Origin of the sequence: Delftia sp. PE138 (genome assembly GCF_018320755.1) — a bacterium.
GTDB lineage: Bacteria > Pseudomonadota > Gammaproteobacteria > Burkholderiales > Burkholderiaceae_C > Comamonas > Comamonas tsuruhatensis.
Genome location: NZ_JABEPN010000001.1, coordinates 1,195,224 through 1,217,187, shown reverse-complemented (window position 1 = coordinate 1,217,187; position 21,964 = coordinate 1,195,224). Strand labels below are relative to the sequence as shown.

Annotated in this window: 19 protein-coding genes and 1 pseudogene; 14 read left to right on the top strand and 6 right to left on the bottom strand. The window is 67.6% G+C overall.

Annotation, left to right across the window (positions count from 1 at the left end; translation table 11 throughout):
- Positions 1–13 precede the first annotated feature (13 nt).
- The 12 genes and pseudogenes from HFGMBDPB_RS05490 to HFGMBDPB_RS05435 all read left to right on the top strand — a co-directional run.
- Positions 14–298 (top strand): annotated as a pseudogene (locus HFGMBDPB_RS05490) (phospho-N-acetylmuramoyl-pentapeptide-transferase); the annotation flags it as partial.
- A 556-nt stretch (positions 299–854) separates the two neighbouring features.
- Entirely contained in the window at positions 855–2,564 is a 1,710-nt protein-coding gene (murD, locus tag HFGMBDPB_RS05485) for a UDP-N-acetylmuramoyl-L-alanine--D-glutamate ligase (RefSeq protein WP_349305362.1), read from the top strand.
- A gap of 5 nt (positions 2,565–2,569) precedes the next feature.
- Entirely contained in the window at positions 2,570–3,835 is a 1,266-nt protein-coding gene (ftsW, locus tag HFGMBDPB_RS05480; protein ID WP_017404612.1) for a putative lipid II flippase FtsW, read from the top strand.
- Positions 3,832–4,923, top strand: coding sequence for an undecaprenyldiphospho-muramoylpentapeptide beta-N-acetylglucosaminyltransferase (murG, locus tag HFGMBDPB_RS05475; RefSeq protein WP_016448031.1), 1,092 nt, complete (start codon positions 3,832–3,834; stop codon positions 4,921–4,923). Before ftsW ends, murG begins: the two co-directional genes overlap by 4 nt.
- Positions 4,920–6,353, top strand: a complete 1,434-nt coding sequence (gene murC / locus HFGMBDPB_RS05470; RefSeq protein ID WP_212645041.1) for a UDP-N-acetylmuramate--L-alanine ligase — start codon at positions 4,920–4,922, stop codon at positions 6,351–6,353. Before murG ends, murC begins: the two co-directional genes overlap by 4 nt.
- On the top strand, positions 6,350–7,327 hold the full coding sequence (locus HFGMBDPB_RS05465; RefSeq protein ID WP_017404614.1) for a D-alanine--D-alanine ligase: 978 nt from the start codon (positions 6,350–6,352) through the stop codon (positions 7,325–7,327). Before murC ends, HFGMBDPB_RS05465 begins: the two co-directional genes overlap by 4 nt.
- Positions 7,324–8,124, top strand: a complete 801-nt coding sequence (locus HFGMBDPB_RS05460) for a cell division protein FtsQ/DivIB (RefSeq protein ID WP_016448028.1) — start codon at positions 7,324–7,326, stop codon at positions 8,122–8,124. Before HFGMBDPB_RS05465 ends, HFGMBDPB_RS05460 begins: the two co-directional genes overlap by 4 nt.
- A gap of 84 nt (positions 8,125–8,208) precedes the next feature.
- Positions 8,209–9,438 carry a cell division protein FtsA gene (ftsA, locus tag HFGMBDPB_RS05455; RefSeq protein ID WP_012203404.1) on the top strand — a complete coding sequence of 410 codons (1,230 nt, stop codon included), beginning with the start codon at positions 8,209–8,211 and terminating at the stop codon, positions 9,436–9,438.
- Between the two features lie 119 nt (positions 9,439–9,557).
- Positions 9,558–10,796, top strand: a complete 1,239-nt coding sequence (gene ftsZ / locus HFGMBDPB_RS05450) for a cell division protein FtsZ (protein WP_016448027.1) — start codon at positions 9,558–9,560, stop codon at positions 10,794–10,796.
- 93 nt (positions 10,797–10,889) lie between these two features.
- Positions 10,890–11,813, top strand: a complete 924-nt coding sequence (lpxC, locus tag HFGMBDPB_RS05445) for a UDP-3-O-acyl-N-acetylglucosamine deacetylase (protein WP_016448026.1) — start codon at positions 10,890–10,892, stop codon at positions 11,811–11,813.
- Positions 11,814–11,826: 13 nt separating this feature from the next.
- Positions 11,827–12,003 carry a hypothetical protein gene (locus HFGMBDPB_RS05440; protein WP_016453134.1) on the top strand — a complete coding sequence of 59 codons (177 nt, stop codon included), beginning with the start codon at positions 11,827–11,829 and terminating at the stop codon, positions 12,001–12,003.
- 127 nt (positions 12,004–12,130) lie between these two features.
- Positions 12,131–12,919 (top strand): alpha/beta fold hydrolase, encoded by a 789-nt coding sequence (locus HFGMBDPB_RS05435; protein WP_262984738.1) that lies wholly within the window; start codon positions 12,131–12,133, stop codon positions 12,917–12,919.
- On the opposite strand, the gene ruvC is transcribed toward HFGMBDPB_RS05435, so the two are convergent.
- The 6 genes from ruvC to HFGMBDPB_RS05405 are packed head-to-tail and all read right to left on the bottom strand — an operon-like array spanning position 12,916 to position 18,726.
- A complete protein-coding gene (gene ruvC, locus HFGMBDPB_RS05430) occupies positions 12,916–13,464 on the bottom strand; it encodes a crossover junction endodeoxyribonuclease RuvC (RefSeq protein WP_016448023.1) in 549 nt (182 codons plus the stop codon). The two genes, HFGMBDPB_RS05435 and ruvC, sit on opposite strands and share 4 nt — an antisense overlap.
- A gap of 17 nt (positions 13,465–13,481) precedes the next feature.
- Positions 13,482–14,198, bottom strand: coding sequence for a monofunctional biosynthetic peptidoglycan transglycosylase (mtgA, locus tag HFGMBDPB_RS05425; RefSeq protein WP_016448022.1), 717 nt, complete (start codon positions 14,196–14,198; stop codon positions 13,482–13,484).
- Between the two features lie 7 nt (positions 14,199–14,205).
- Positions 14,206–15,066: a shikimate dehydrogenase gene (gene aroE, locus HFGMBDPB_RS05420; RefSeq protein ID WP_034366294.1), complete on the bottom strand. Its 861-nt coding sequence runs from the start codon at positions 15,064–15,066 to the stop codon at positions 14,206–14,208.
- 41 nt (positions 15,067–15,107) lie between these two features.
- The gene (locus HFGMBDPB_RS05415) at positions 15,108–15,971 is read right to left on the bottom strand and encodes an energy transducer TonB (RefSeq protein ID WP_016448020.1); all 864 of its coding nucleotides are present in this window, start codon (positions 15,969–15,971) and stop codon (positions 15,108–15,110) included.
- A gap of 48 nt (positions 15,972–16,019) precedes the next feature.
- Positions 16,020–18,086 carry a ribonuclease catalytic domain-containing protein gene (locus tag HFGMBDPB_RS05410; protein ID WP_212645040.1) on the bottom strand — a complete coding sequence of 689 codons (2,067 nt, stop codon included), beginning with the start codon at positions 18,084–18,086 and terminating at the stop codon, positions 16,020–16,022.
- Between the two features lie 55 nt (positions 18,087–18,141).
- Entirely contained in the window at positions 18,142–18,726 is a 585-nt protein-coding gene (locus HFGMBDPB_RS05405; protein ID WP_212645039.1) for a YqiA/YcfP family alpha/beta fold hydrolase, read from the bottom strand.
- Between the two features lie 212 nt (positions 18,727–18,938).
- On the opposite strand from HFGMBDPB_RS05405, the gene rodA reads away from it, so the two are divergent.
- On the top strand, positions 18,939–20,108 hold the full coding sequence (rodA, locus tag HFGMBDPB_RS05400; RefSeq protein WP_016448017.1) for a rod shape-determining protein RodA: 1,170 nt from the start codon (positions 18,939–18,941) through the stop codon (positions 20,106–20,108).
- Between the two features lie 352 nt (positions 20,109–20,460).
- Positions 20,461–21,921 (top strand): metalloprotease TldD, encoded by a 1,461-nt coding sequence (gene tldD, locus HFGMBDPB_RS05395; RefSeq protein ID WP_017404622.1) that lies wholly within the window; start codon positions 20,461–20,463, stop codon positions 21,919–21,921.
- Positions 21,922–21,964 lie beyond the last annotated feature (43 nt).

Sequence of the window (21,964 nt, the reverse complement as noted above, 5' to 3'; positions counted from 1 at the left end):
CCATGAACACNCGCTGGGCGCTTCGCTGGGCACCATCGCCGTGATCGTTCGCCAGGAAATCGTGCTGGCCATCATGGGCGGCATCTTCGTGGTCGAGGCGCTGTCGGTGATGCTGCAGGTCACCTGGTTCAAGTTCACCAAGAAGCGCTATGGCGAAGGCCGTCGCCTGCTCAAGATGGCGCCGCTGCACCACCATTTCGAGAAGAGCGGCTGGAAGGAAACCCAGGTCGTGATCCGCTTCTGGATCATCACCATGCTGCTGTGCCTGCTGGGCCTGTCCACGCTGAAGCTGAGGTGAGTCCATGAACACCGAAGACTTCAAGACCGAACCTCCTGCGCTGCCGGCTGGCGAGCCCGCTGTCCCGGCGCTGCATGCCGAACTGGCCAAGGGGGCCGACTTTGCCTCGGAGTCTGCCGGTGAGCGGGCGGACGAGCCGGTCGCGGATCCGGTCCTGGACGATTCGCCGGCTGCGGCGCCGCAAGGCGCAGAGCAGCCGCTGGCTGCGGAGCCTTCGCAGGCGCTTGGGCTTGAGGCAGCCCCGGCCCCTGCGGCGATGACCGAGCCTGTACCCGACATCTCCACGCTGACGGCGGCCAGGGATGCCGCTGCCTTCGCCTTCAAGACCGAACCTCCTGCGCTGCCGGCTGGCGAGCCCGCTGTCCCGGCGCTGCATGCCGAACTGGCCAAGGGGGCCGACTTTGCCTCGGAGTCTGCCGGTGAGCGGGCGGACGAGCCGGTCGCGGATCCGGTCCTGGACGATTCGCCGGCTGCGGCGCCGCAAGGCGCAGAGCAGCCGCTGGCTGCGGAGCCTTCGCAGGCGCTTGGGCTTGAGGCAGCCCCGGCCCCTGCGGCGATGACCGAGCCTGTACCCGACATCTCCACGCTGACGGCGGCCAGGGATGCCGCTGCCTTCGTGGCCCAGATCTTTGCCGACCCCAGCATCTCGGATTCCTCCGACGCCGAGGTCACCCCGGTCGCCACCGAAGAGGCGGTTGAAGCCGAACAGGTACTGCCACCCGTGGCTGCCGGCTGGCCCGGCGAGCAGGCCCAGCACCTGCAGGGCCAGCGCGTGCTCATCCTGGGCCTGGGTGCCTCGGGCCTGGCCATGGCACGCTGGTGCGTGCGCTGCGGCGCCGAAGTCATCGTGGCCGATACGCGCCAGGCACCGCCCCAGCTGCAGCAGCTGTCCACCGAATTGCCCCAGGTGCGCTTCGTGCCCGGCGAGTTCACGGCGCAGCTGGTGGACGGCCAGAGCCTGGGCCTGGTCTACCGCTCGCCCGGCCTGAGCCCGGCCGCCGTGGCGCCCGTGGTCGACACGGCCCGGGCCCAGGGCCTGCCCGTGGGCGGCGAACTGGATTTATTCGCCATGGCGCTGAAGGCGCTTTCGGCTGCCCATGGCTACCGTCCCACCGTGCTGGGCATTACCGGAACCAATGGCAAGACCACGGTCACCTCGCTGACCGGGCAACTGCTGGAGCATGCCGGCCTGCGCGTGGCGGTGGCGGGCAATATCGGCCCCACGCTGCTGGACACGCTGACCCAGGCCATCGATGCCGAAACGCTGCCCCAGGCCTGGGTGCTGGAGCTGTCCAGTTTCCAGCTCGACGGCGTGCAGATGTTCGAGCCCACGGCCGCTGCCGTCCTCAATATCACCCAGGACCACCTGGACTGGCACGGCAGCCTGCGCGCCTATGCCGATGCCAAGGCCTGTATCTTCGGCAGCAGCGGCATCATGGTGCTCAACCGCGAGGACCCCGAGGTCATGCGCATGCTGCCGGCACCCGTGGTGCCGCCGGGCAAGCGCCAAAAGCCCCAGCAGCGCGCCCACATCACCTTCGGCGGCGACATGCCGCGCCGCCCCGGCGACTTCGGTCTGGAAGTGGTCAGCGGCATGACGTGGCTGGTGCGCGCCCATGAGGCCGACGAAACCGCCAAGGGCAAGAACGCCGAAGACCTGTACATCCAGCGCCTGATGCCCGCCGACGCGCTGCGCATCCGTGGCCGGCACAACGCCATCAATGCCCTGTCCGCCCTGGCCCTGGCCAGCGCGGGCGGCTGCACGCTGGCGCCCCTGCTCTACGGCCTGCGCGAGTACCGGGGCGAGCCGCACCGCGTCCAGCCCATCGGCCGCGTCAACGGCGTGGAGTACTACGACGACAGCAAGGGCACGAACGTGGGCGCCACCGTGGCCGCGCTGTCGGGCCTGGGGCCTGACCACCGCATCGTGGTCATCCTGGGCGGTGACGGCAAGGGCCAGGATTTCTCTCCGCTGGCCGCACCCGTGTCGCGCCACGTGCGCGCCGCCGTGCTGATCGGCCGCGACGCGGGCCGCATCCGCGCTGCGCTGCAGGACTGCGGCGTGCCCCTGGTCGATGCCACCACCATGGCCGATGCCGTGGAGCTGGCCGCCTCGCGCGCCCATGAAGGCGACGCCGTGCTGCTGTCGCCCGCCTGCGCCAGCCTGGACATGTTCCGCAACTACGAGGACCGGGCCCACCAGTTCGTCGATGCCGTGCGCGCGCTGGCGCTGGATGCCGGGCATGAACTCGGAGGTGCTGCATGAGCGCGATGAACGCCATGAACCAGGCCCTGGGCCGCATGCGCTCCTGGTTCGGAGGCGCGCAGGAAAAGGCCATCGACGTGCTGCCCGTGCGCCTGGGCGGTCCCCAGTACCACCGGCCCACGCAGACGCCGGCCAGCGTGCTCGGCCTGGACCAGGCCCTGATCTGGGTGGTCATAGGCCTGCTGGCCTGGAGCCTGGTCATGGTGTATTCGGCATCGATCGCCATGCCGGACAATCCGCGCTTCGGCAAGATCGCGCCCACCCATTTCCTGATGCGCCATGCCATGTCCATAGGCATGGCCTTCGTCGGCGCGCTGCTGGCCTTCCAGGTGTCCATGGCCACCTGGGAGCGCATGGCGCGCAAGCTCTTCCTGGTGTCCCTGGTCCTGCTGGTGGCCGTGCTGATCCCGCATGTGGGCACCGTGGTCAACGGCGCGCGGCGCTGGCTGTCCCTGGGCATCATGAACTTCCAGCCGTCCGAGCTGGCCAAGTTCGCCGTGCTCATCTATGCGGCCGACTACATGGTGCGCAAGATGGAGGTCAAGGAGCGCTTCTTCCGCGCCGTGCTGCCCATGGGGCTGGCCGTGGTGCTGGTCGGGGTGCTGCTGCTGGCCGAGCCCGACATGGGCGCCTTCATGGTGATCGTGGTGATCGCCATGGGCATCCTGTTCCTGGGCGGCGTGAACGCGCGCATGTTCTTCCTGATCGCGGCCCTGGTGGTGCTGGCCTTCGTGCTCATCATCGCCACCTCCGAATGGCGGCGCGAGCGCATCTTTGCCTACCTCAATCCCTGGGATGAAAAGCATGCCCTGGGCAAGGGCTACCAGCTGTCGCATGCGTTGATCGCCATCGGGCGCGGCGAGATCTTCGGCGTGGGCCTGGGCCGCAGCGTCGAAAAGCTGCACTGGCTGCCCGAGGCGCACACCGACTTTCTGCTGGCCGTGATCGGCGAGGAATTCGGCCTGGTCGGCGTGCTCCTGATCGCCGTCACCTTCCTGTGGCTCACGCGCCGCATCATGCTCATAGGGCGGCAGGCCATTGCGCTGGACCGGGTGTTCTCCGGCCTGGTGGCCGAGGGCATTGCGATCTGGATGGGCTTCCAGGCCTTCATCAACATGGGCGTGAACCTGGGCGCGCTGCCGACCAAGGGACTGACGCTGCCCCTGATGAGCTTCGGCGGGTCGGCCATCCTCATGAATCTGATAGCGATAGCGGTGGTGTTAAGGGTGGACTACGAGAACAAGTTGCTGATGAAGGGAGGGCATGCATGACGCAGTCCACCTCTCAAGGCACGCAACGCCAGCGCACGGCCCTGATCATGGCCGGCGGCACGGGCGGCCATATCTTCCCGGGCCTGGCCGTGGCCCAGGCGCTGCGCGAGCGCGGCTGGAACGTGCGCTGGCTGGGCGCCCCCGGCTCCATGGAGTCCCGCATCGTGCCGGCCCAGGGCTTCCCGCTGGAGACCATCGAGTTCTCGGGCGTGCGCGGCAAGGGCATCATGACCCTGGCCTTTTTGCCCATGCGCCTGCTGCGTGCCTTCTGGCAGGCGCTGGCCGTGGTGCGCCGCGTCAAGCCCGACGTGGTCGTGGGCCTGGGCGGCTACATCAGCTTTCCTGGCGGCATGATGGCCGTGCTGGCCGGCAAGCCCCTGGTGCTGCATGAGCAGAACTCCGTGGCCGGCATGGCCAACAAGGTGCTGGCCAGCGTCTCCCACCGCATCTTCACCGCCTTCCCCAACGTGTTCCCCAAGGGCCGCTGGGTCGGCAACCCCTTGCGCCAGGCCTTCACCGAGCAGCCCGCGCCCGAGCAGCGCTTTGCGGGCCGCAGCGGACCGCTGCGCCTGCTGGTGGTGGGCGGCAGCCTGGGCGCCAAGGCGCTCAACGAGATCGTGCCGCAGGCGCTGGCCCTGATACCGGCCGATGTGCGCCCCGTCGTGCTCCACCAAAGCGGCGCCGCACAGATCGACGCCCTGCGCGCCAACTACGCGGCGGCAGGCGTGCAGGCCGAGCTGACGCCCTTCATCGACGATACGGCGCGCGCCTTTGCCGAGGCCGATGTCATCGTCTGCCGCGCCGGTGCCAGCACGGTCACCGAGATCGCGGCCGTGGGCGCAGCCGCCATCTATGTGCCTTTCCCGGCCGCCGTGGACGACCACCAGACTGCGAACGCGCGTTTCCTGGTCGATGCCGGTGGTGGATGGTTGATGCAACAAAGCGCACTGACTGCCCAAAGCCTGGCCGAAATGCTACAAAATATGCAGCGTGCGACGCTGCTGGAGCGCGCTGGAAAAGCCAAGAAAATGCAAAAGACCGAAGCCACCGCCGAGGTGGTCGCCGCCTGTGAGGAACTGGCCGCATGAAGCACGCCATTCATCACATCCATTTCGTCGGCATCGGCGGCGCCGGAATGAGCGGCATCGCCGAGGTGCTGCACAACCTGGGTTACGCCGTCTCGGGCTCGGACCTGTCCGACAGTGCCACGCTGCGCCGGCTCGCAGGCCTGGGCATTGCCACCCACGTCGGCCATGCGGCCGCGAACATCAAGGGGGCTGACGCCGTCGTCACCTCCACCGCCGTGCAGTCCGACAACCCCGAGGTGGTCGCGGCGCGCACGCACAAGATCCCCGTCGTGCCGCGTGCGCTCATGCTGGCCGAGCTGATGCGCTTCAAGCAGGGCATCGCCATCGCAGGAGCCCACGGCAAGACCACCACCACCAGCCTGGTGACCAGCGTGCTGGCCGAGGCCGGGCTGGACCCGACCTTCGTCATCGGCGGCAAGCTCAACAGCGCGGGCGCCAACGCCAAGCTGGGCCAGGGCGACTACATCGTGGTCGAGGCGGACGAGTCCGACGCCTCCTTCCTGAACTTGCTGCCCGTGATGGCCGTCGTCACCAACATCGACGCCGACCACATGGAAACCTACGGCCATGACTTCGGCCGGCTCAAGGGCGCCTTCGTCGACTTCCTGCACCGCATGCCGTTCTACGGCCGCGCCATCGTCTGCGTGGACAGCCCGGCCGTGCGCGAGATCCTGTCCCAGGTGGCCCGCCCCGTGACCACCTACGGCTTTGCCGAGGACGCCCAGGTGCGCGCCCTCAACGTGCGCGCCGAGGCCGGCCGCATGCATTTCACGGTGCGCCGCAGCAACGGCCAAAGCTATCCCGACCTGGACGTGGTGCTGAGCCTGCCGGGCGAGCACAACGTGCTCAACGCGCTGTCGGCCGTGGCCGTCGCCATGGAGCTGGAGATTGCCGACGAGGCGCTGCTGCGCGCCTTCGAAAGCTTCAAGGGCGTGGGCCGGCGCTTCCAGCGCTATGGCGAACTCCCTGCAGCGGACGGTGGCATCTTCACCGTCATCGACGACTACGGGCACCACCCTGTCGAGATGGCGGCCACGCTGGCTGCTGCGCGCGGCGCCTTCCCGGGCCGCCGCCTGGTGCTGGCCTTCCAGCCGCACCGCTACAGCCGCACGCGCGATTGCTTCGAGGATTTCGTCAAGGTCATCGGCCTGGCCGATGCCGTGCTGCTGACCGAGGTCTATGCGGCCGGCGAGGCGCCGGTGGTGGCGGCCGATGGCCGCTCGTTGGCGCGCGCCCTGCGCGTGGCCGGCCGGGTCGAGCCGGTCTTTGTGGAAGACGTTGCCGAGCTGCCGGCGGCCCTGGCCGCCCACGCCCGCGATGGCGACGTGCTGTTGTGCATGGGGGCCGGCTCGATTGGCGCCGTGCCCGGAAAGTTGGTTGAAATGCTTCAGAAACAAGAGCTGCAGGCGCAGCAGGGAGCTGCGCAATGAGCAGCTTCGGCACCCAGATCGATGTCAAGGCCCTGGGCAAGGTGGCCGTGCTGTTGGGCGGCCGCTCGGCCGAGCGCGAGGTCTCGCTGATGTCGGGCACGGGCGTGCTCAAGGCCCTGCTGTCGCAGGGCGTGGATGCCCATGCCTTCGACCCCGCCGAGCGGGACCTGGGCGAGTTGAAGAAGGACGGTTTCGACCGCTGCTTCATCGCGCTGCATGGCCGCTACGGTGAGGACGGCACGGTGCAGGGCGCGCTGGAGCTGCTGGGCATCCCGTACACGGGCCCCGGCGTGATGGCCTCCAGCATCGCCATGGACAAGATCATGACCAAGCGCATCTGGCGCTTCGAGGGTCTGCCCACACCCGACTGGCGGCTGGTCGCCAGCGCCGACGAGACCCGCGCCGCGCTGCAGGCGCTGGGCGCGCCCATGATCGTCAAGCCCTCGCGCGAGGGCTCGACCATCGGCCTGACCAAGGTCTGGACAGCCGAGGAATGCGAGCAGGCCTATGTGCTGGCCTCCCGGTACGACCCCGAAGTGCTCTGCGAAGAGTTCATCGAAGGCGACGAGACCACCTGCCCCGTGCTCGGAACCGGCGAGGGCGCCCACGCCCTGCCCGTGATCCGCATCGTCGCGCCCGAAGGCAACTACGACTACCAGAACAAGTACTTCACCGACGACACCCAGTACCACTGCCCCAGCGGCCTGCCTGCCGAGGAAGAGGCCGAGATCCGGCGCATCGTCGTGCGGGCCTTCCGCACGCTGGGCTGCCGCGGCTGGTCGCGCGCCGACATCATGATCCGCGCCAGCGACCGCAAGCCCTTCCTGCTGGAGATCAACACCTCGCCGGGCATGACGGGCCACTCGCTGGTGCCCATGTCGGCCCGCGCCATCGGCGTGAGCTACGAAAACCTGTGCCTGGGCATCCTGGCCAGCGCCGCGCTGGACGCGCAACCGGAGCAGGAGCACGCATGAGCTACTCCCTGCCGGCCCCCTTCGACGTCAAGCTCATGAACGTGACCGCCACGGTCCTGTTCGTGGGCGTGGCTGCGCTGGGGCTGGCAGCGGTGAGCTGGTGGGCGCTGCGCCATCCGGCCTTCAACATCGGCCGCATCGTGGTCGAGGGCGAGCTGGTGCACAACAACGCGGTGACGCTGCGCGCCAATGTGGCGCCGGTGCTCACGGGCAACTTTTTCACCGTGGATCTCAAGGCCGCCAAGGCGGCGTTCGAGCAGGTGCCCTGGGTGCGCGAGGCGCAGGTGCGCCGCGACTATCCCAACAGCCTGCGCGTCATCCTGCACGAGCATGTGGCCGAGGCCTTCTGGGGGCCTGATTCGGGCACCGGCCTGGTCAACAGCTTCGGCGAGGTCTTCGAGGCCAACCTGGGCGAGCTGGACCGCGATGGCCTGCCGCGCCTGCAGGGCCCCGAGGACAGCGCCCCGCAGATGCTGCAGATGTACCGGCTGCTGGTGCCGGCGCTGGGGCCGCTGGATGTGGAGATCGACGGGCTGACGCTCAATGCGCGCGGCAGCTGGCAGCTCAGGCTGGCCAACGACGCACAGATCGAACTGGGTGGCGGCAGTGTGGAGGCCGTGCTGCAGCGCGTGCAGCGCTTCGTGCGCACGCTGCCCCAGATCACGACCCAATACAAGCGCAAGGCCGACGCCATCGAGTCGGCCGACCTGCGCTACGAAGACGGATATGCGCTGAGGCTGCGCGGTGTGACCACCGGCACGGCCAAGGCGCCGGCTGCAGTGCGTCCCCGACGCTGAAGACGAGGGAGGACAGACCTATGTACATGCACACCAAGCAGCGACACAGCGACAGGACAGAACCAACCGGGGGCGGATGCTGATATGGCAAGAGAATACAAAGATGTGATCGTCGGACTGGACATCGGCACGGCCAAGGTCATGGTCGTGGTCGCCGAGGTCCTGTACAACGGCGAACTCAAGCTCGCCGGCCTCGGCGTGGCCCCGAGCAACGGACTCAAGCGGGGCGTGGTGGTCAACATCGACGCCACGGTGCAGAGCATCCAGCAGGCGCTGAAGGAGGCCGAGCTGATGGCCGACTGCAAGATCCAGCGCGTGTGCACCGGCATCACCGGCAGCCACATCCGCGGCCTGAACTCCAGCGGCATGGTGGCCATCAAGGACAAGGAAGTCACGGCCACCGACGTGGCGCGGGTGATGGAGACGGCCAAGGCCATCAACATCTCCTCGGACCAGCGGCTGCTGCTGGTCGAGCCGCAGGAATTCGTGATCGACGGCCAGGAAGTGCGCGAGCCCATCGGCATGAGCGGCATCCGCCTGGAGGCCAAGATCCACATCGTCACGGGCGCGCAGAGCGCGGCCGAGAACATCATCAAGTGCGTGCGCCGCTGCGGCCTGGAGGTCGAGCAGCTGCTGCTCAACCCGCTGGCATCGAGCCAGGCCGTGCTCACCGATGACGAGCGCGAGCTGGGCGTGGCCGTGGTCGATATCGGCGCGGGCGCCACCGACGTGGCCATCTTCACGGGCGGCGCCATCCGGCACACGGCCGTGATTCCCATCGCGGGCGACCTGATCACCAGCGACATCGCCATGGCGCTGCGCACGCCCACCAAGGACGCCGAGGACATCAAGGTCGAAAGCGGCTATGCCAAGCAGCTGCTGGCCGACCCCGACGCCCAGGTCGAAGTGCCGGGCCTGGGCGACCGCAGCCCGCGCATGATCAGCAAGCAGGCGCTGGCCGGCGTGATCGAGCCGCGCGTGGAAGAGATCTTTTCTTTGGTGCAGCAGGTGGTGCGCGATTCAGGCTACGAGGAAGTGCTGTCCTCGGGCATCGTGCTGACCGGCGGCAGCGCCGTCATGCCGGGCATGGTGGAACTGGGCGAGGACATCTTCCTCAAGCCCGTGCGCCGCGGCATCCCCAAGTATTCGAGCGCATTGGCTGACATGGTGGCTCAACCCCGCGCCGCCACCGTGATGGGATTGCTCGAAGAGGCCCGCCTGGCTCGCCTGCGCGGTTTCAAGGTGGCACAAAAGAGTGGGTCGATGAAGACCGCTTTTGGCCGTTTCAAAGACTTCATCGTGGGGAACTTTTGATATGTGCTTTCATCGACTGCGCATTACCGGCCCGCCCACCGGCTTCCGAATACCGGACAGAAGACAGAATTTTCCCCAGACGGTGGTGACCACTTACAGAGAGCTACAGGAGAACCAACATGCCCATCGACATGATTGAAGTTGAAGAATTCAACCAGGGTACGCAGATCAAGGTGATCGGCGTTGGCGGCGGCGGCGGCAATGCCGTCGAGCACATGATTGCGCGCAACGTGCAGGGCGTGGAGTTCGTCTGCGCCAACACCGACGCGCAGGCGCTGCTGCGCAGCAGCGCCCACCGCACCATCCAGCTCGGTGGCAGCGGCCTGGGTGCGGGCAGCAAGCCCGACAAGGGCCGCGAAGCCGCCGAGCTGGCCGAGGACGACATCCGCACTGCCATCGAAGGCGCGCACATGCTGTTCATCACGGCCGGCATGGGCGGCGGCACGGGCACGGGCGCTGCGCCCGTGATCGCGCGCGTGGCCAAGGAAATGGGCATCCTCACCGTGGGCGTGGTCACCAAGCCCTTCGAGTGGGAAGGCGGCCGACGCATGGCCAACGCCGACAGCGGCCTGAGCGAACTCGAAGCCAACGTCGATTCGCTGATCGTCGTGCTCAACGAGAAGCTGCTGGACGTGCTGGGCGACGACATCTCGCAGGACGAGGCCTTTGCCCATGCCAACGACGTTCTCAAGAACGCCGTGGGCGGCATTGCCGAAATCATCAACGAGTACGGCCATGTGAACGTCGACTTCGAAGACGTGCGCACCGTCATGGGCGAACCCGGCAAGGCCATGATGGGCACGGCCAAGGCCGCTGGCCCCGACCGCGCGCGCATCGCTGCCGAGCAGGCCGTGGCCTGCCCGCTGCTGGAGGGCATCGACCTGTCGGGCGCCAAGGGCGTGCTGGTGCTGGTCACGGCCGCCAAGGGCAGCCTCAAGCTGTCCGAGTCGCGCCTGGCCATGAGCACCATCAATGCCTACGCCTCGCCCGATGCACATGTGATCTACGGCGCTGCCTACGACGACAGCCTGGGTGACGAGATCCGCGTCACCGTGGTGGCCACCGGCCTGTCTCGCCCCAGCGCACGCCGCCAGAACATGCAGGTGGTGCAGGGTGGTCTGCGCACCGGTACCGACAACATGAGCTACCAGCTGCCCTCGGCCTCCATGGGTGCCGCAACGGCAGCCGGCGGCCTGGTCGGCGGTGCCGCTGGCGGCGCCGACTATGCCAACAACATGTCGGTGCCCAGCGTCTGGCGTACCAACCGCACGCAGGCCGCTGCCCGCGTCGATGCCCTGGCCTCCGGCGGCATGGACGATCTGGAAATCCCGGCCTTCCTGCGCAAGCAGGCTGACTGAGCAGCGGCCGATACGGTCGCTGCATGGTTGTGATAGCGAATGCCGTGCCAGGGCCATGCCCTGCGCACGGCTGCCGCACTTTAAAATAGCCGGATGCTCCAACAACGCACCATCAAGACGATCACCCGTGCCGTGGGCGTGGGTCTGCACAGCGGCCAGCGCGTCGAATTGACGCTGCGTCCCGCGCAGCCCGACACCGGCATCGTGTTCCGTCGCGTGGACCTGCCGGAGCCCGTGGACATCCCGATATCCGCCGAAGCCGTCACCGACACGCGCATGGCCTCGACCATCGGCACGGGCGGCGCCAAGGTGCATACCGTGGAGCACCTGATGTCGGCCATCGCCGGCCTCGGGCTCGACAACATCTACATAGACATCACCGCCGAGGAAGTGCCCATCCTCGACGGCTCCTCCGCCTCCTTCGTATTCCTGCTGCAAAGCGCGGGCATCGAGCTGCAGAAGGCGCCCAAGCGCTTCATCCGCGTCATCCGCCCCGTCGAGGTGCGCGAGGGCGAGGGCCAGAACCTCAAGTGGGCACGCTTCGACCCGTATCACGGCTTCAAGCTGCGCTTCGAGATCGACTTCGCCCATCCTGCCGTGGACTCCACCGGCCAGTGCGTGGAGTTCGACATGGGCGAGGACAACTACACGCGCGACATTGCACGCGCGCGCACCTTCGGCTTCACCAAGGACGTGGAAATGCTGCGCAGCCACGGCCTGGCGCTGGGCGGCGGCATGGACAACGCCATCGTCATGGACGACTACAAGGTGCTCAACAGCGACGGCCTGCGCTACGACGACGAGTTCGCCAAGCACAAGATCCTGGACGCCATCGGCGACCTGTACCTGATCGGCAGGCCCCTGCTGGCCGCCTACAGCGCCTTCCGCTCGGGCCACGGCATGAACAACCAGCTGCTGCGTGCCCTGCTGGCCCAGCCCGACGCCTGGGAAATGGTCAGCTTCGACAGCGAGCGCCAGGCGCCCAAGGGCTTCGCCCAGCCCGCGCGGGCCTGGTGAGGCGGGCGCCGCCATGCTGATCTTCCGCTGGCTGGCCACCCTGCTGCTGCTGGCATCAGCCGTGTCCTTTGCGTTCTACCTGGGCACGGGCCAGCCCCGCTACAAGCGCTGGGGCTTCATCATCCTTAAGTGGACCGTGATTGCCGGCGTGACCTTCTTCGCCGTGCTGTTCTTTGGACGCATCGTCTGAGGTCCTGAATGGGCTGCGCTGCCGCCATTGCGGAGACTGCCGGGCCGCCATGAAGGTAATTCGGATCCGGGCCGGCGACGGCCACACCCTTGTGCTGGTGCGCAGCGGCTGCGTCCAGGGGCCTGTCGTGGCCATCACGCACGGCACCTTCTCCGGCACCGCATCCTGCGACCGGCTCGGCGCGTATCTGGCGGCGCAGGGATTCGGCACTTGGCTCTTCGACTGGCGCGGCCATGGACGTAACCCGGCCTGCGGCCATGGCCATGATCTGGAAGCCGTGGCCAGGCATGACATCGCCAGTGCCATCGAGGCCATCCGCAGCGAGGAGCAGGGCCGGCCTTTGACCCTGATAGGCCACAGCGGGGGCGGCATTGCGGCAGCCATCTGGGCCGCTCGCAATCCCGATGTGGCCCGGGACCATCTGGCCGGTGTCGTGCTGCTGGCCGCCCAGGCCACCCATGCTGCCTCCACGCCGCTGGCCTGGGCCAGGATCCGGGGTTACCTGGCGTGGATAGGCCGCCGGAACTGGCTGGCAGCCAACCGCATGGTGGGGCCCGAGGCGGAAAGCGGCCAACTGATGCGCCAGTGGTGTCAGTGGAATCTCCAGCGCCGATTTGTGGGACATGACGGCATGAACTACCTGCAGGCACTCTCCCAGGTGCGTATTCCCGTTCTGGCGCTGGCGGGTGCTGGAGACCGCCTGATTGCACCCTGGCAGGGGTGCGAAGCGCTGGCAAGCGCTTTCGGCGGGACGGATGTGGAGTTCGTGCTGTGTGGCAAGGCCACCGGTTTTGTCGAAGACTACAGCCACAGCAGGTTGCTGATGGCCGGCAACGCGCAATCCGATGTGTTCCCCCGGATCGCGCAATGGATCAGGCTCAGGGCCGAGCAGGGTGGCCAAGCACTGGTGTCCTAGTAGACGCGCCCACCTTTGTAGACCGCATGCTGGCGGCGCTGCAGCTGCGTGACCTCGGCCATCTTCGTCATGGCGGCGCCTGCATGGGCGTGGGTGATGGCCAGGCCCAGGGCGTCGGCGGCATCGGTGCCGGGCAGGCCGGGCAGTTGCAGCAGGCGGCGCACCATTTCCTGGATCTGGCTCTTGGCCGCGCGGCCATGGCCGGTCATGGCCTTCTTCATCTGCAGTGCCGTGTACTCGGCCACCGGCAGGCCGGCGTTGACCAGGGCCGTGAGCGCGGCGCCGCGTGCCTGGCCCAGCAGCAGGGTGGACTGGGGATTGACGTTGACGAAGACGATTTCCACGGCCGAGGTGTCGGGCTGGTAGCGGCTGGCGACTTCCGAGATGCCGTCGAACAGCAGCTTGAGCCGGCCCGGCAGGTCGCCGAGCGCGATGCCCGTGGTGCGGATGGTGCCGCTGGCCACATAGGCCAGGCGGTGGCCGTCGACGTCGATCACGCCGAATCCCGTGGTCTGCAGACCGGGGTCGATTCCAAGGATGCGCATGGGGTGAATGTAGCTGTTCAGGGGACGACGGCGCTGGGCATTCTCTGCATGACCGTGCGCGTGCGCTGCAGCAGATAGCCGGAGTTGGGCAGCTTCTCGAAGCGCTTGGGCTGGGGCAGCATCACGGCCAGGCGCGCGGCCTCGGCGGCGCTGAGCTGGGAGGCGCTCTTGCGAAAGTAGTGGCGAGCGGCCGCCTCGGCGCCGAACACGCCCTGGCCCCATTCCACGCTGTTGAGGTAGATCTCCAGGATGCGCTGCTTGCTCAGCATCAGTTCCAGCAGCTGGGTCAGCACCAGTTCCTGCCCCTTGCGCAGCAGGCTGCGTTCGCCCGACAGCAGCAGGTTCTTGGCCAGCTGCTGCGTGATGGTGGAGCCGCCATAGATCTTGGGCGCCTTGCCGTTGTCGGCCTTCATGGCCCGGGCTTCGGCGCGCTGGTTGCGCTGCCAGGCTTTCTCGATGGCTTCCCATTGCACCCCGTGGTGTTCGGTGAAGCTGTCGTCTTCGGAGGCAATGACGGCGCGCTTGAGCGTGGGCGCGATGCGGTCATAGGGCAGCCATTGCTGGCTCCAGTGCAGGCCTTCGGAGCTGCGCAGCATCTGCCAGGCTTCGGAGCGCTGGAAGGCTGTGGACTCGGGATCGACCACCACCATCAGCGCAATGCGCAGCACGAAGAACAGCTGCAGCAGCAGGCCGGCGCACAGCACCAGCAGCAGGGCGCGTGCCAGGGATTTCATGAAGCGCTCAGCCGCCTTGAGCAATATGGGCGCGCAGCTCGTTCAGCACCTGGGCCGAGGGCGGGCGCACGCCGCGCCACAGCGCAAACGATTCGGCCGCCTGCTCCACCAGCATGCCCAGCCCGTCGCGGGCCGTGGCGCCGTGCTGTTCGGCCCACTGCATGAAGCCCTGGGCCGCGGGGCCGTACATCATGTCGTAGGCCAGGCTGCCAGTGCGCAGCACGCGGGCCGGCACGGGCACCTCGGCACCGGCCAGGCTGCTGGCGGTGGCGTTGATGACCACGTCGAAAACCTCATCCACGGCCTGCTGCTCCAGCGCCACCAGTTCCACGCCATGTTGCGCAGCAATGGCGGCATGGCGCTGCACCAGGGCCTGGGCGCGCTCGAAGGTGCGGTTGACCACGGCGATGCGGCGCGGGCGCTCGGCAAGCAGCGAGCCCAGTGCACCGGCTGCGGCGCCACCCGCGCCCAGCAGCAGCAGGTCGCGTCCGGCCAGCGGCACGCCTGCATTGCGCACGATGTCGGCCACCAGGCCCAGGCCGTCGGTGTTGTCGGCATGGATGCCGTCCGCCGCCAGCACCAGGGTGTTGGCGGCGCCGGCCAGTTGCACGCGCTCGCTGGAGGTGGTGGCCAGCTGTGCGGCTTCCAGCTTGAAGGGTACGGTGACATTGCAGCCGCGTCCGCCTGCCGTGACGAAGGCGCGCACGGCCTCGGCAAAGCCATTCAGCTCCACATGCTGGCGCTCGTAGTGCAGGTCCTGCCCGCACAGTTCGGCAAAGCGGGCATGGATCCAGGGCGAACGGCTGTGCGCGACGGGGTTGCCCATGACGCAGTAGCGGTCAGAGGAGGTGGCGGCAACGGAAGTCATGTCGAAAAAATGGAGTGCGAAGAGTGCGGGGCGCTACTGGGCTACTGGACCGTGGTCTGCAGCGTCTGCTCACGCGTGAACTTGAAGCGCGAGACCACGGCGATCTGGTCGGCCTTGGCGCGCATGGCGGGGCCGAAGTGGCCGAAGGGGCCGGCCGCACGCGCGATGGCTTCGGCGCGGGTGTCCAGCAGGCGGTTGCCCGAGCCCTGCACGATCTCGGTGGACAGCACGCGGCCGTCGTGGTTGACGGTGAGGATCATGACCAGCTCGCCATAGAGCTTCTTGCCGGCCTGCTCGGGAAAGTTCTCCGTGCCCTTGTCCTCGACCTTGCGGCGCAGGCCGTCGTAGTAGATGGCGTAGACGGCCTCGCGCGTGGACGGGCTGATGTAGCGCTTCTTGGGGCGGGCGTTTTCTTCGTTGATGCGTTTTTCGATCTCGGCCAGCAGCTTGACCAGTTGCTGGCGCTTTTCCTGCTGGGCCTGCTGCTCCTTGGTCTGCTTTGCCGCCTCGCGCGGGTCCAGCGGCGGCAGGGCCGCGACCTGCTTGCGCAACTGCGTCAGCAAGACGGTCTGCTGCTCCTGCATGGAGTCGATCTGGCGCTGGCGTTCCTCGAAGTCGTCGCCCACGGCGGTGAGCGCCGAGTAGGGCATGGGGCTGGAGGCCCGGCCCTTGTCGGCTTCGCCGCCGCCGGCCAGCGAGGTCTGCGCGATGGCCTGCGCCTTGTCGGGCTGCTCGTTGGCGCGGGCATTGACCAGGATGACTTCCAGCGGCGTGTCCTGGAACACGCGGTCGAAGCGTTCCGGATCGATGAACCGGAACGAGAGCAACCCGGCATGCAGGGCAATGGAGACACCCAGTGCCAACTGCAGCGTACTCAGGGAACGGAAGGCGGTAGGCAGTTTCACGTCAGATCTAAGGCAGTGGCTTGGATGCGAGGCTGGGGCGCGGGCAGATCAGGGCTGGGCAGGATCGGCCGCGGGCGTGCCGTCGGTCTCGTTCATGTCCACGGCGATGGCGATGGGGCCGGCCACGGCCTCCTCGTCGTCCTCCGCTCCATCGTCGGCAGCGGCGGCGTCGCTGTCCAGGCGCTCGATCAGCGTGCCCGAGACATCGAGCGCGATCTCGTCGATCTCGCCCAGGCGCACGCGCACATGGGCACCGCGCGGCAGGCCGGTGACGCCCAGCACGGGGAAGACCAGCGGCAGGTCGTCGGCGCGCACCAGCAGGCCGCCGCCCATGCCTTCCTTGATGACGGTGGCCGTCAGCTCGGTGATGGCGTTCTGCTGCAGGTACTTGAGCGTCCAGAAGCGCTCCATGCCTGCCTGGTAGCCGTTGTAGGCGCTGTAGGCGCCGTCAAAGCTGCTGATGATGCCGAACAGCTCGGCATCCTTGGGCTTGAACGGCGCGGCCAGTGCGGCGGTCTTGCCGTGGCGCGCGCAGGCAATGATCTGCCACTGGTTGACCAGGTCCACATAGCGGCGCAGCGGCGAGGTGGCCCAGGCATAGCTCTTGACGCCGATGCCCGCGTGGGGGAGCGCCTTGGTGGACATGCGCACCTTGATGCCGGGGGCCAGGCTGGCCTGGCTGCGGTAGATGCCGGGCACGCCCAGATCGGCCATCCAGCCGCCCCAGGTGCTGTTGGCCACGATGGCGGCCTCTGCCACGATCAGGTCCAGCGGTGCGCCGCGCTTGCGCACGGTGATCTCGACCTGCTCGTTGCCGCGGGGCTCGGCGCTGCCGTTGCCCACCAGGCGGAAGTTGTAGTCGGGACGGTTGAAGTTCTCGGGCTTGCCCCGCACCAGTTCGCGCCCGGCCTTCAGGTGCCTGGCCCAGCGCTGCAGGAACGTCAGTTCGGCGCGCTTGCCCTGCAGCACTTCGGGCGTGCCCTCGACCTCGATGGACGGGTCGGCCAGCCACTGCTCGGTGACGATGTGGTCCAGCTTGTCATGGCGGAAGTTGACCTGCACGGGCACGCGTTCCAGGCGCGTCTCGCTGGCCGTGGTTTCCAGCGTGGTCTCGTCCACGGTGACGTACAGCGACACGGCGGGGTTGGCGCGGCCTTCGTCCAGCGTGTAGATCTGCACCACCTCGTTGGGCAGCATGGTGATCTTGTAGCCGGGCATGTAGACAGTGGACAGGCGCGAGCGGCCGAGCTGGTCCAGCGGCGTGCCCGGTACGATGGCCAGGCCGGGGGCCGCGATGTGGATGCCCACGGTGACCGTGCCCGTGCCCAGGCCGCGCACCGACAGCGCGTCATCGATCTCGGTGGTGGCCGAGTCATCGATGGAAAACGCCTGGACCTCGGCCAGCGGCAGCTCTGCCGGAGGCTGGGGCGCCTCCAGCGGCGGAAATTGCGTGCCCTTGGGGAAGTGGTCGAAGAGGAAGCGCTTCCAGTGGAATTCGTAGGCCGATTCAATGGCGCCGGCCCTGTGCAGCAGATCCAGCGGTGCCAGGCGCGTGGCGCGGCTGGCCTCGACCACGGCCTTGTATTCGGCGGCGTTCTTGTCGGGGCGGAACAGGATCTTGTAGAGCTGTTCGCGGATGGGGCCGGGGCATTCGCCGGCGCCCAGCTGCTCGGCCCAGGCCGTGATCTGGGCCTGGATCTGCTTTTTCTTCTCTATGCCGGCCAGCGCCTGCTGCAGGATTTCGGCCGGCGCCTTCTTGAAGCGGCCCTTGCCGGCGCGGCGAAAGTAGTGCGGCGCCTCGTAGATGCGAAACAGCGCGCCGGCCTGCTGGGCCAGCGTGGCATTGTCCGAGAAATAGTCGCGTGCCAGGTCGGCGAAGCCGAATTCCTCCTCGGGGGCGAATTCCCAGGCCAGGTCCAGATCGATCTCGGCGGCCATTGCCTGGCCCTGGGCGATCAGCTCGGCAGGCGCCGGCTTGTCGAACTTGAGCAGGATGTTGGCGGACTTGACCTTGACCCGTTTGCCCGAGTCCAGTTCCACCTGGGCGGAGGTGTCGGCTTCGGAGAGGATGCGGCCGGCCAGGAACTTGCCGGCTTCTTCAAACAATGCGTGCATAGCCCGATATTCTCCCACGCTGCGGCTGGCAGCTGCCGCGCAGGCGTGTGCGGCATCAGGCCAGATTCAGGAACTCGTCGAGCTGGGGCAGGTACTCCTCGAAGTTGCTCAGCGCGTGATCGCCGCCTTCCTGGATGATCTGCAGCGCATGCGGGTAGCGCGCGCTCATCTCGCGCCAGTCCAGAACTTCGTCGCCCTCGGCCGCCAGCAGCATCTCGGGCGCGGCCGGTGTCATGGAGCGCGTGTCCAGCGCGCGCAGCTCTTCCATGTACTCGCGGCGAAAGAAAAAGCGTTCCTCGGAGTTGTGCCAGGACGTCTGCTCGCCAATGTACTTTTCAAGATCGCGCGCCGGGTTCACGGCCGGGTTGATCATCACGCTGCGGCAGCGCGCCAGCTGGGCCACCCAGCTGGCGTAGTAGCCGCCCAGCGAGGAGCCGATCACGGCCATGGTCTCTCGCGGCCAGCTGCCTATGCCGTCGGCAATCAGGGCGGCCGCCTCGCGCGGGGATGGCGGCAATTGCGGGCTCCACCAGCGCACATGGGGATGGCGCGTGGCCACATGTTCGGCCATGCGCCGGGCCTTGGTGGATTGGGGTGAGGAGCGAAAGCCGTGCAGATACAGCAAATGGGTGGTGGTCATGGCGGGCGCTCTCCTTTGCGTTGCTGGGGCCGGGCGCCGGATGCGGCCCGGACGGCTCATGGCCCATTGTGGCCGCTGCGGCGGGCGGCGCCCAGCAGGGAAGGCCCGGGCCGACAGCAGGATGACAACCGCCTCCGTGGGCAACCCTGCGCCGGGCTAGGCCGCATGCGCCACGGGATAATGGCGGCCCGTGCCCGCGACCGACCATCCCCGTGACCGAATTCGACAAGCCCTCCCTCTGGCAACGTGTTGCCCCGCTGCTGCGGGGCTTTGACTTCTGGTTGCTGCTGTTCGTGGGCATGCTGGCGTCGGCGGGGCTGATCGCCATGTACTCCTCGGGCTTCGACCACGGCACGCGCTTCACCGACCACGGGCGCAACATGCTGATCGCGGCGGCCATCCTCTTTGTCGTGGCCCAGATTCCCCCGCAGCAGCTCATGAAGGTGGCCGTGCCGCTGTACATGCTGGGCGTGGCGCTGCTGGTGGCGGTGGCGCTGTTCGGCATCACCAAGAAGGGGGCTCAGCGCTGGGTCAACGTGGGTGTGGTGATCCAGCCCAGCGAGCTGCTGAAGATCGCCACGCCGCTGATGCTGGCCTGGTGGTTCCAGCGCCGCGAGGGCCAGCTGCGCGGCACGGACTTCGTGATCGCCATGGTGCTGCTCATGGTGCCTGTCGGGCTGATCATGAAGCAGCCAGACCTGGGGACCTCGCTGCTGGTGATGGCGGCCGGCCTGTCGGTGATCTTCTTCGCGGGCCTGCCCTGGAAGCTCATCGTTCCGCCCGTGCTGGCCGGTGTGATCGGCATCACCCTCATCGTCTGGTACGAACCCCAGCTGTGCGCCGACGGCGTGCGCTGGCCCGTGCTGCATGAATACCAGCAGACCCGTGTCTGCACCCTGCTGGACCCCACGCGCGACCCCCTGGGCAAGGGGTTCCACATCATCCAGGGCATGATCGCCATCGGCTCCGGTGGCGTCTGGGGCAAGGGATTCATGGCAGGCACGCAAACCCACCTGGAGTTCATCCCCGAGCGCACGACCGACTTCATCTTCGCCGCCTATTCCGAGGAGTTCGGCCTGGTCGGCAACCTGTTCATCATCGTCTCCTTCCTGCTGCTGGTCTGGCGCGGGCTGGCCATCGCCATCCAGGCCAACACGCTGTTCGCGCGGCTCATGGCGGCGGCCGTGGCCATGATCTTCTTCACCTATGCCTTCGTGAACATGGGCATGGTCAGCGGCATCCTGCCCGTGGTCGGCGTGCCGCTTCCCTTCATCAGCTACGGCGGCACGGCCATGGTCACGCTGGGGCTGGCGCTGGGGGTGCTGATGTCGGTGGCGCGTTCGCAGCGGCAACTGCCGGGCGAGGGCGGCGGCCCGCTCTGAACACCAGTTTGCGGCGCCCAAGGCGCCTGCAAATGTCAAATAGTCTGGATGCCTGCTGCCGGAAAGCTCCGTTTCTTTCCATGATTTGGCGAGCAAGCCAAGCCTGTATGAGACTGGCATGCTCCTGTTTCCATAATGTCTGCGGGATGACCGTGCACTTGCCACGGACGCCGAGGCGCGCTACAAAGCAAGCGCGGACATGGGCCAGCATGTTCGCCATCCACGCGGATGCATGCCTACGGAATGCCGCTCAGCCTGGTGGGGCGGCATTCCGTTCTTTTTTGCAGGCCCATGAACCGTTGGCTGCCCCCGTTGCACGGCGAGGGCATGGCCGGCTCTCTACAATGGGCGAATGATCTCCCGCGAACCCACCATTGAACGCCTGGCCACAGCGCGCCAGTTGCTGCTTGAGCCCTTCGGGCTCGATGAAACCCATCTCGCGCGCGCACTGGCCGAGATCCGCAGCCATCAGGTCGACGACGCCGACCTCTACTTCCAGTACACCCGCGCCGAAGGCTGGAGCCTGGAAGAGGGCATCGTCAAGACCGGCAGCTTCAGCATCGACCAGGGTGTGGGCGTGCGGGCGGTCAGCGGCGAGAAGACGGCCTTTGCCTATTCCGACGATATTTCCGAAGCCTCCCTGCTGGATGCGGCACGCACCGTGCGCTCCATCTCGGGCGCGGCCCAGAGCAAGCGCGTGCGCGCCAACGCGTCCAAGATCGCGCAAAGCCGCTCGCTGTATCCGGGGCTGGATCCCATTGCCACGCTGGACAGCACGGCCAAGGTCGAGCTGCTGGGCAAGGTCGAAACCCTGGCCCGCGCCAAGGACCCGCGTGTCGTCCAGGTCATGGCCGGCCTGGCCAGCGAGTACGACGTGGTGCTGGTCGCCCGCGCCGATGGCACGTTGGCTGCCGATGTGCGGCCGCTGGTGCGTCTTTCCGTCACCGTGATCGCCGAGCAAAAGGGTCGGCGCGAAGTGGGTTCGGCCGGCGGTGGTGGCCGTTTTGGCCTGGCCTATTTCAGCGATGAGCAGATCACGCAATATGTGGACGAAGCCGTGAGCGCGGCCCTCACCAACCTGCAGTCGCGCCCCGCGCCGGCAGGCGAAATGACCGTGGTGCTTGGCCCCGGCTGGCCCGGTGTGCTGCTGCACGAAGCCGTGGGCCATGGCCTGGAAGGCGACTTCAACCGCAAGGGCGCCAGCGCCTTCAGCGGCCGCATCGGCCAGCGCGTGGCGGCCAAGGGCGTCACCGTGCTGGACGACGGCACGCTGGCCGATCGCCGCGGTTCGCTCAACGTCGATGACGAGGGCTGCACCAGCCAGAGCAATGTGCTGATCGAGGACGGCATCCTCAAGGGCTACATCCAGGACGCAATGAACGCCCGCCTGATGGGCGTCAAGCCCACGGGCAACGGCCGCCGCGAAAGCTATGCCCACATCCCCATGCCGCGCATGACCAACACCTACATGCTAGGTGGCGACAAGGATCCGCAGGAAATCGTGGCCTCGATCAAGAAGGGCCTGTACGCCACCAACTTCGGCGGCGGTCAGGTCGACATCACCAGCGGCAAGTTCGTGTTCTCTGCCAGCGAGGCCTATTGGGTCGAGAACGGCAAGATCCAGTACCCCGTCAAGGGCGCGACCATCGTGGGCAGCGGCCCGGAATCGCTCAAGCACATCACCATGATCGGCAACGACATGCGCCTGGACAGCGGTGTGGGCACCTGCGGCAAGGAAGGCCAGAGCGTGCCCGTGGGCGTGGGTCAGCCTACGCTGCGCATCGACGGCCTGACGGTGGGCGGCACGGCCTGACCGTCGCATGCCCGCGCCCTGCATGGCAGGGGGCGGGTCCTCT

Bases quoted from the DNA above. Each gene is read 5' to 3' on its own strand.
- murD (WP_349305362.1), top strand. From the start codon at position 855: ATGACCGAGCCTGTACCCGACATCTCCACGCTGACGGCGGCCAGGGAT.
- ftsW (WP_017404612.1), top strand. From the start codon at position 2,570: ATGAACGCCATGAACCAGGCCCTGGGCCGCATGCGCTCCTGGTTCGGA.
- murG (WP_016448031.1), top strand. From the start codon at position 3,832: ATGACGCAGTCCACCTCTCAAGGCACGCAACGCCAGCGCACGGCCCTG.
- murC (WP_212645041.1), top strand. From the start codon at position 4,920: ATGAAGCACGCCATTCATCACATCCATTTCGTCGGCATCGGCGGCGCC.
- HFGMBDPB_RS05465 (WP_017404614.1), top strand. From the start codon at position 6,350: ATGAGCAGCTTCGGCACCCAGATCGATGTCAAGGCCCTGGGCAAGGTG.
- HFGMBDPB_RS05460 (WP_016448028.1), top strand. From the start codon at position 7,324: ATGAGCTACTCCCTGCCGGCCCCCTTCGACGTCAAGCTCATGAACGTG.
- ftsA (WP_012203404.1), top strand. From the start codon at position 8,209: ATGGCAAGAGAATACAAAGATGTGATCGTCGGACTGGACATCGGCACG.
- ftsZ (WP_016448027.1), top strand. From the start codon at position 9,558: ATGCCCATCGACATGATTGAAGTTGAAGAATTCAACCAGGGTACGCAG.
- lpxC (WP_016448026.1), top strand. From the start codon at position 10,890: ATGCTCCAACAACGCACCATCAAGACGATCACCCGTGCCGTGGGCGTG.
- HFGMBDPB_RS05440 (WP_016453134.1), top strand. From the start codon at position 11,827: ATGCTGATCTTCCGCTGGCTGGCCACCCTGCTGCTGCTGGCATCAGCC.
- ruvC (WP_016448023.1), bottom strand. From the start codon at position 13,464: ATGCGCATCCTTGGAATCGACCCCGGTCTGCAGACCACGGGATTCGGC.
- mtgA (WP_016448022.1), bottom strand. From the start codon at position 14,198: ATGAAATCCCTGGCACGCGCCCTGCTGCTGGTGCTGTGCGCCGGCCTG.
- aroE (WP_034366294.1), bottom strand. From the start codon at position 15,066: ATGACTTCCGTTGCCGCCACCTCCTCTGACCGCTACTGCGTCATGGGC.
- HFGMBDPB_RS05410 (WP_212645040.1), bottom strand. From the start codon at position 18,086: ATGCACGCATTGTTTGAAGAAGCCGGCAAGTTCCTGGCCGGCCGCATC.
- HFGMBDPB_RS05405 (WP_212645039.1), bottom strand. From the start codon at position 18,726: ATGACCACCACCCATTTGCTGTATCTGCACGGCTTTCGCTCCTCACCC.
- tldD (WP_017404622.1), top strand. From the start codon at position 20,461: ATGATCTCCCGCGAACCCACCATTGAACGCCTGGCCACAGCGCGCCAG.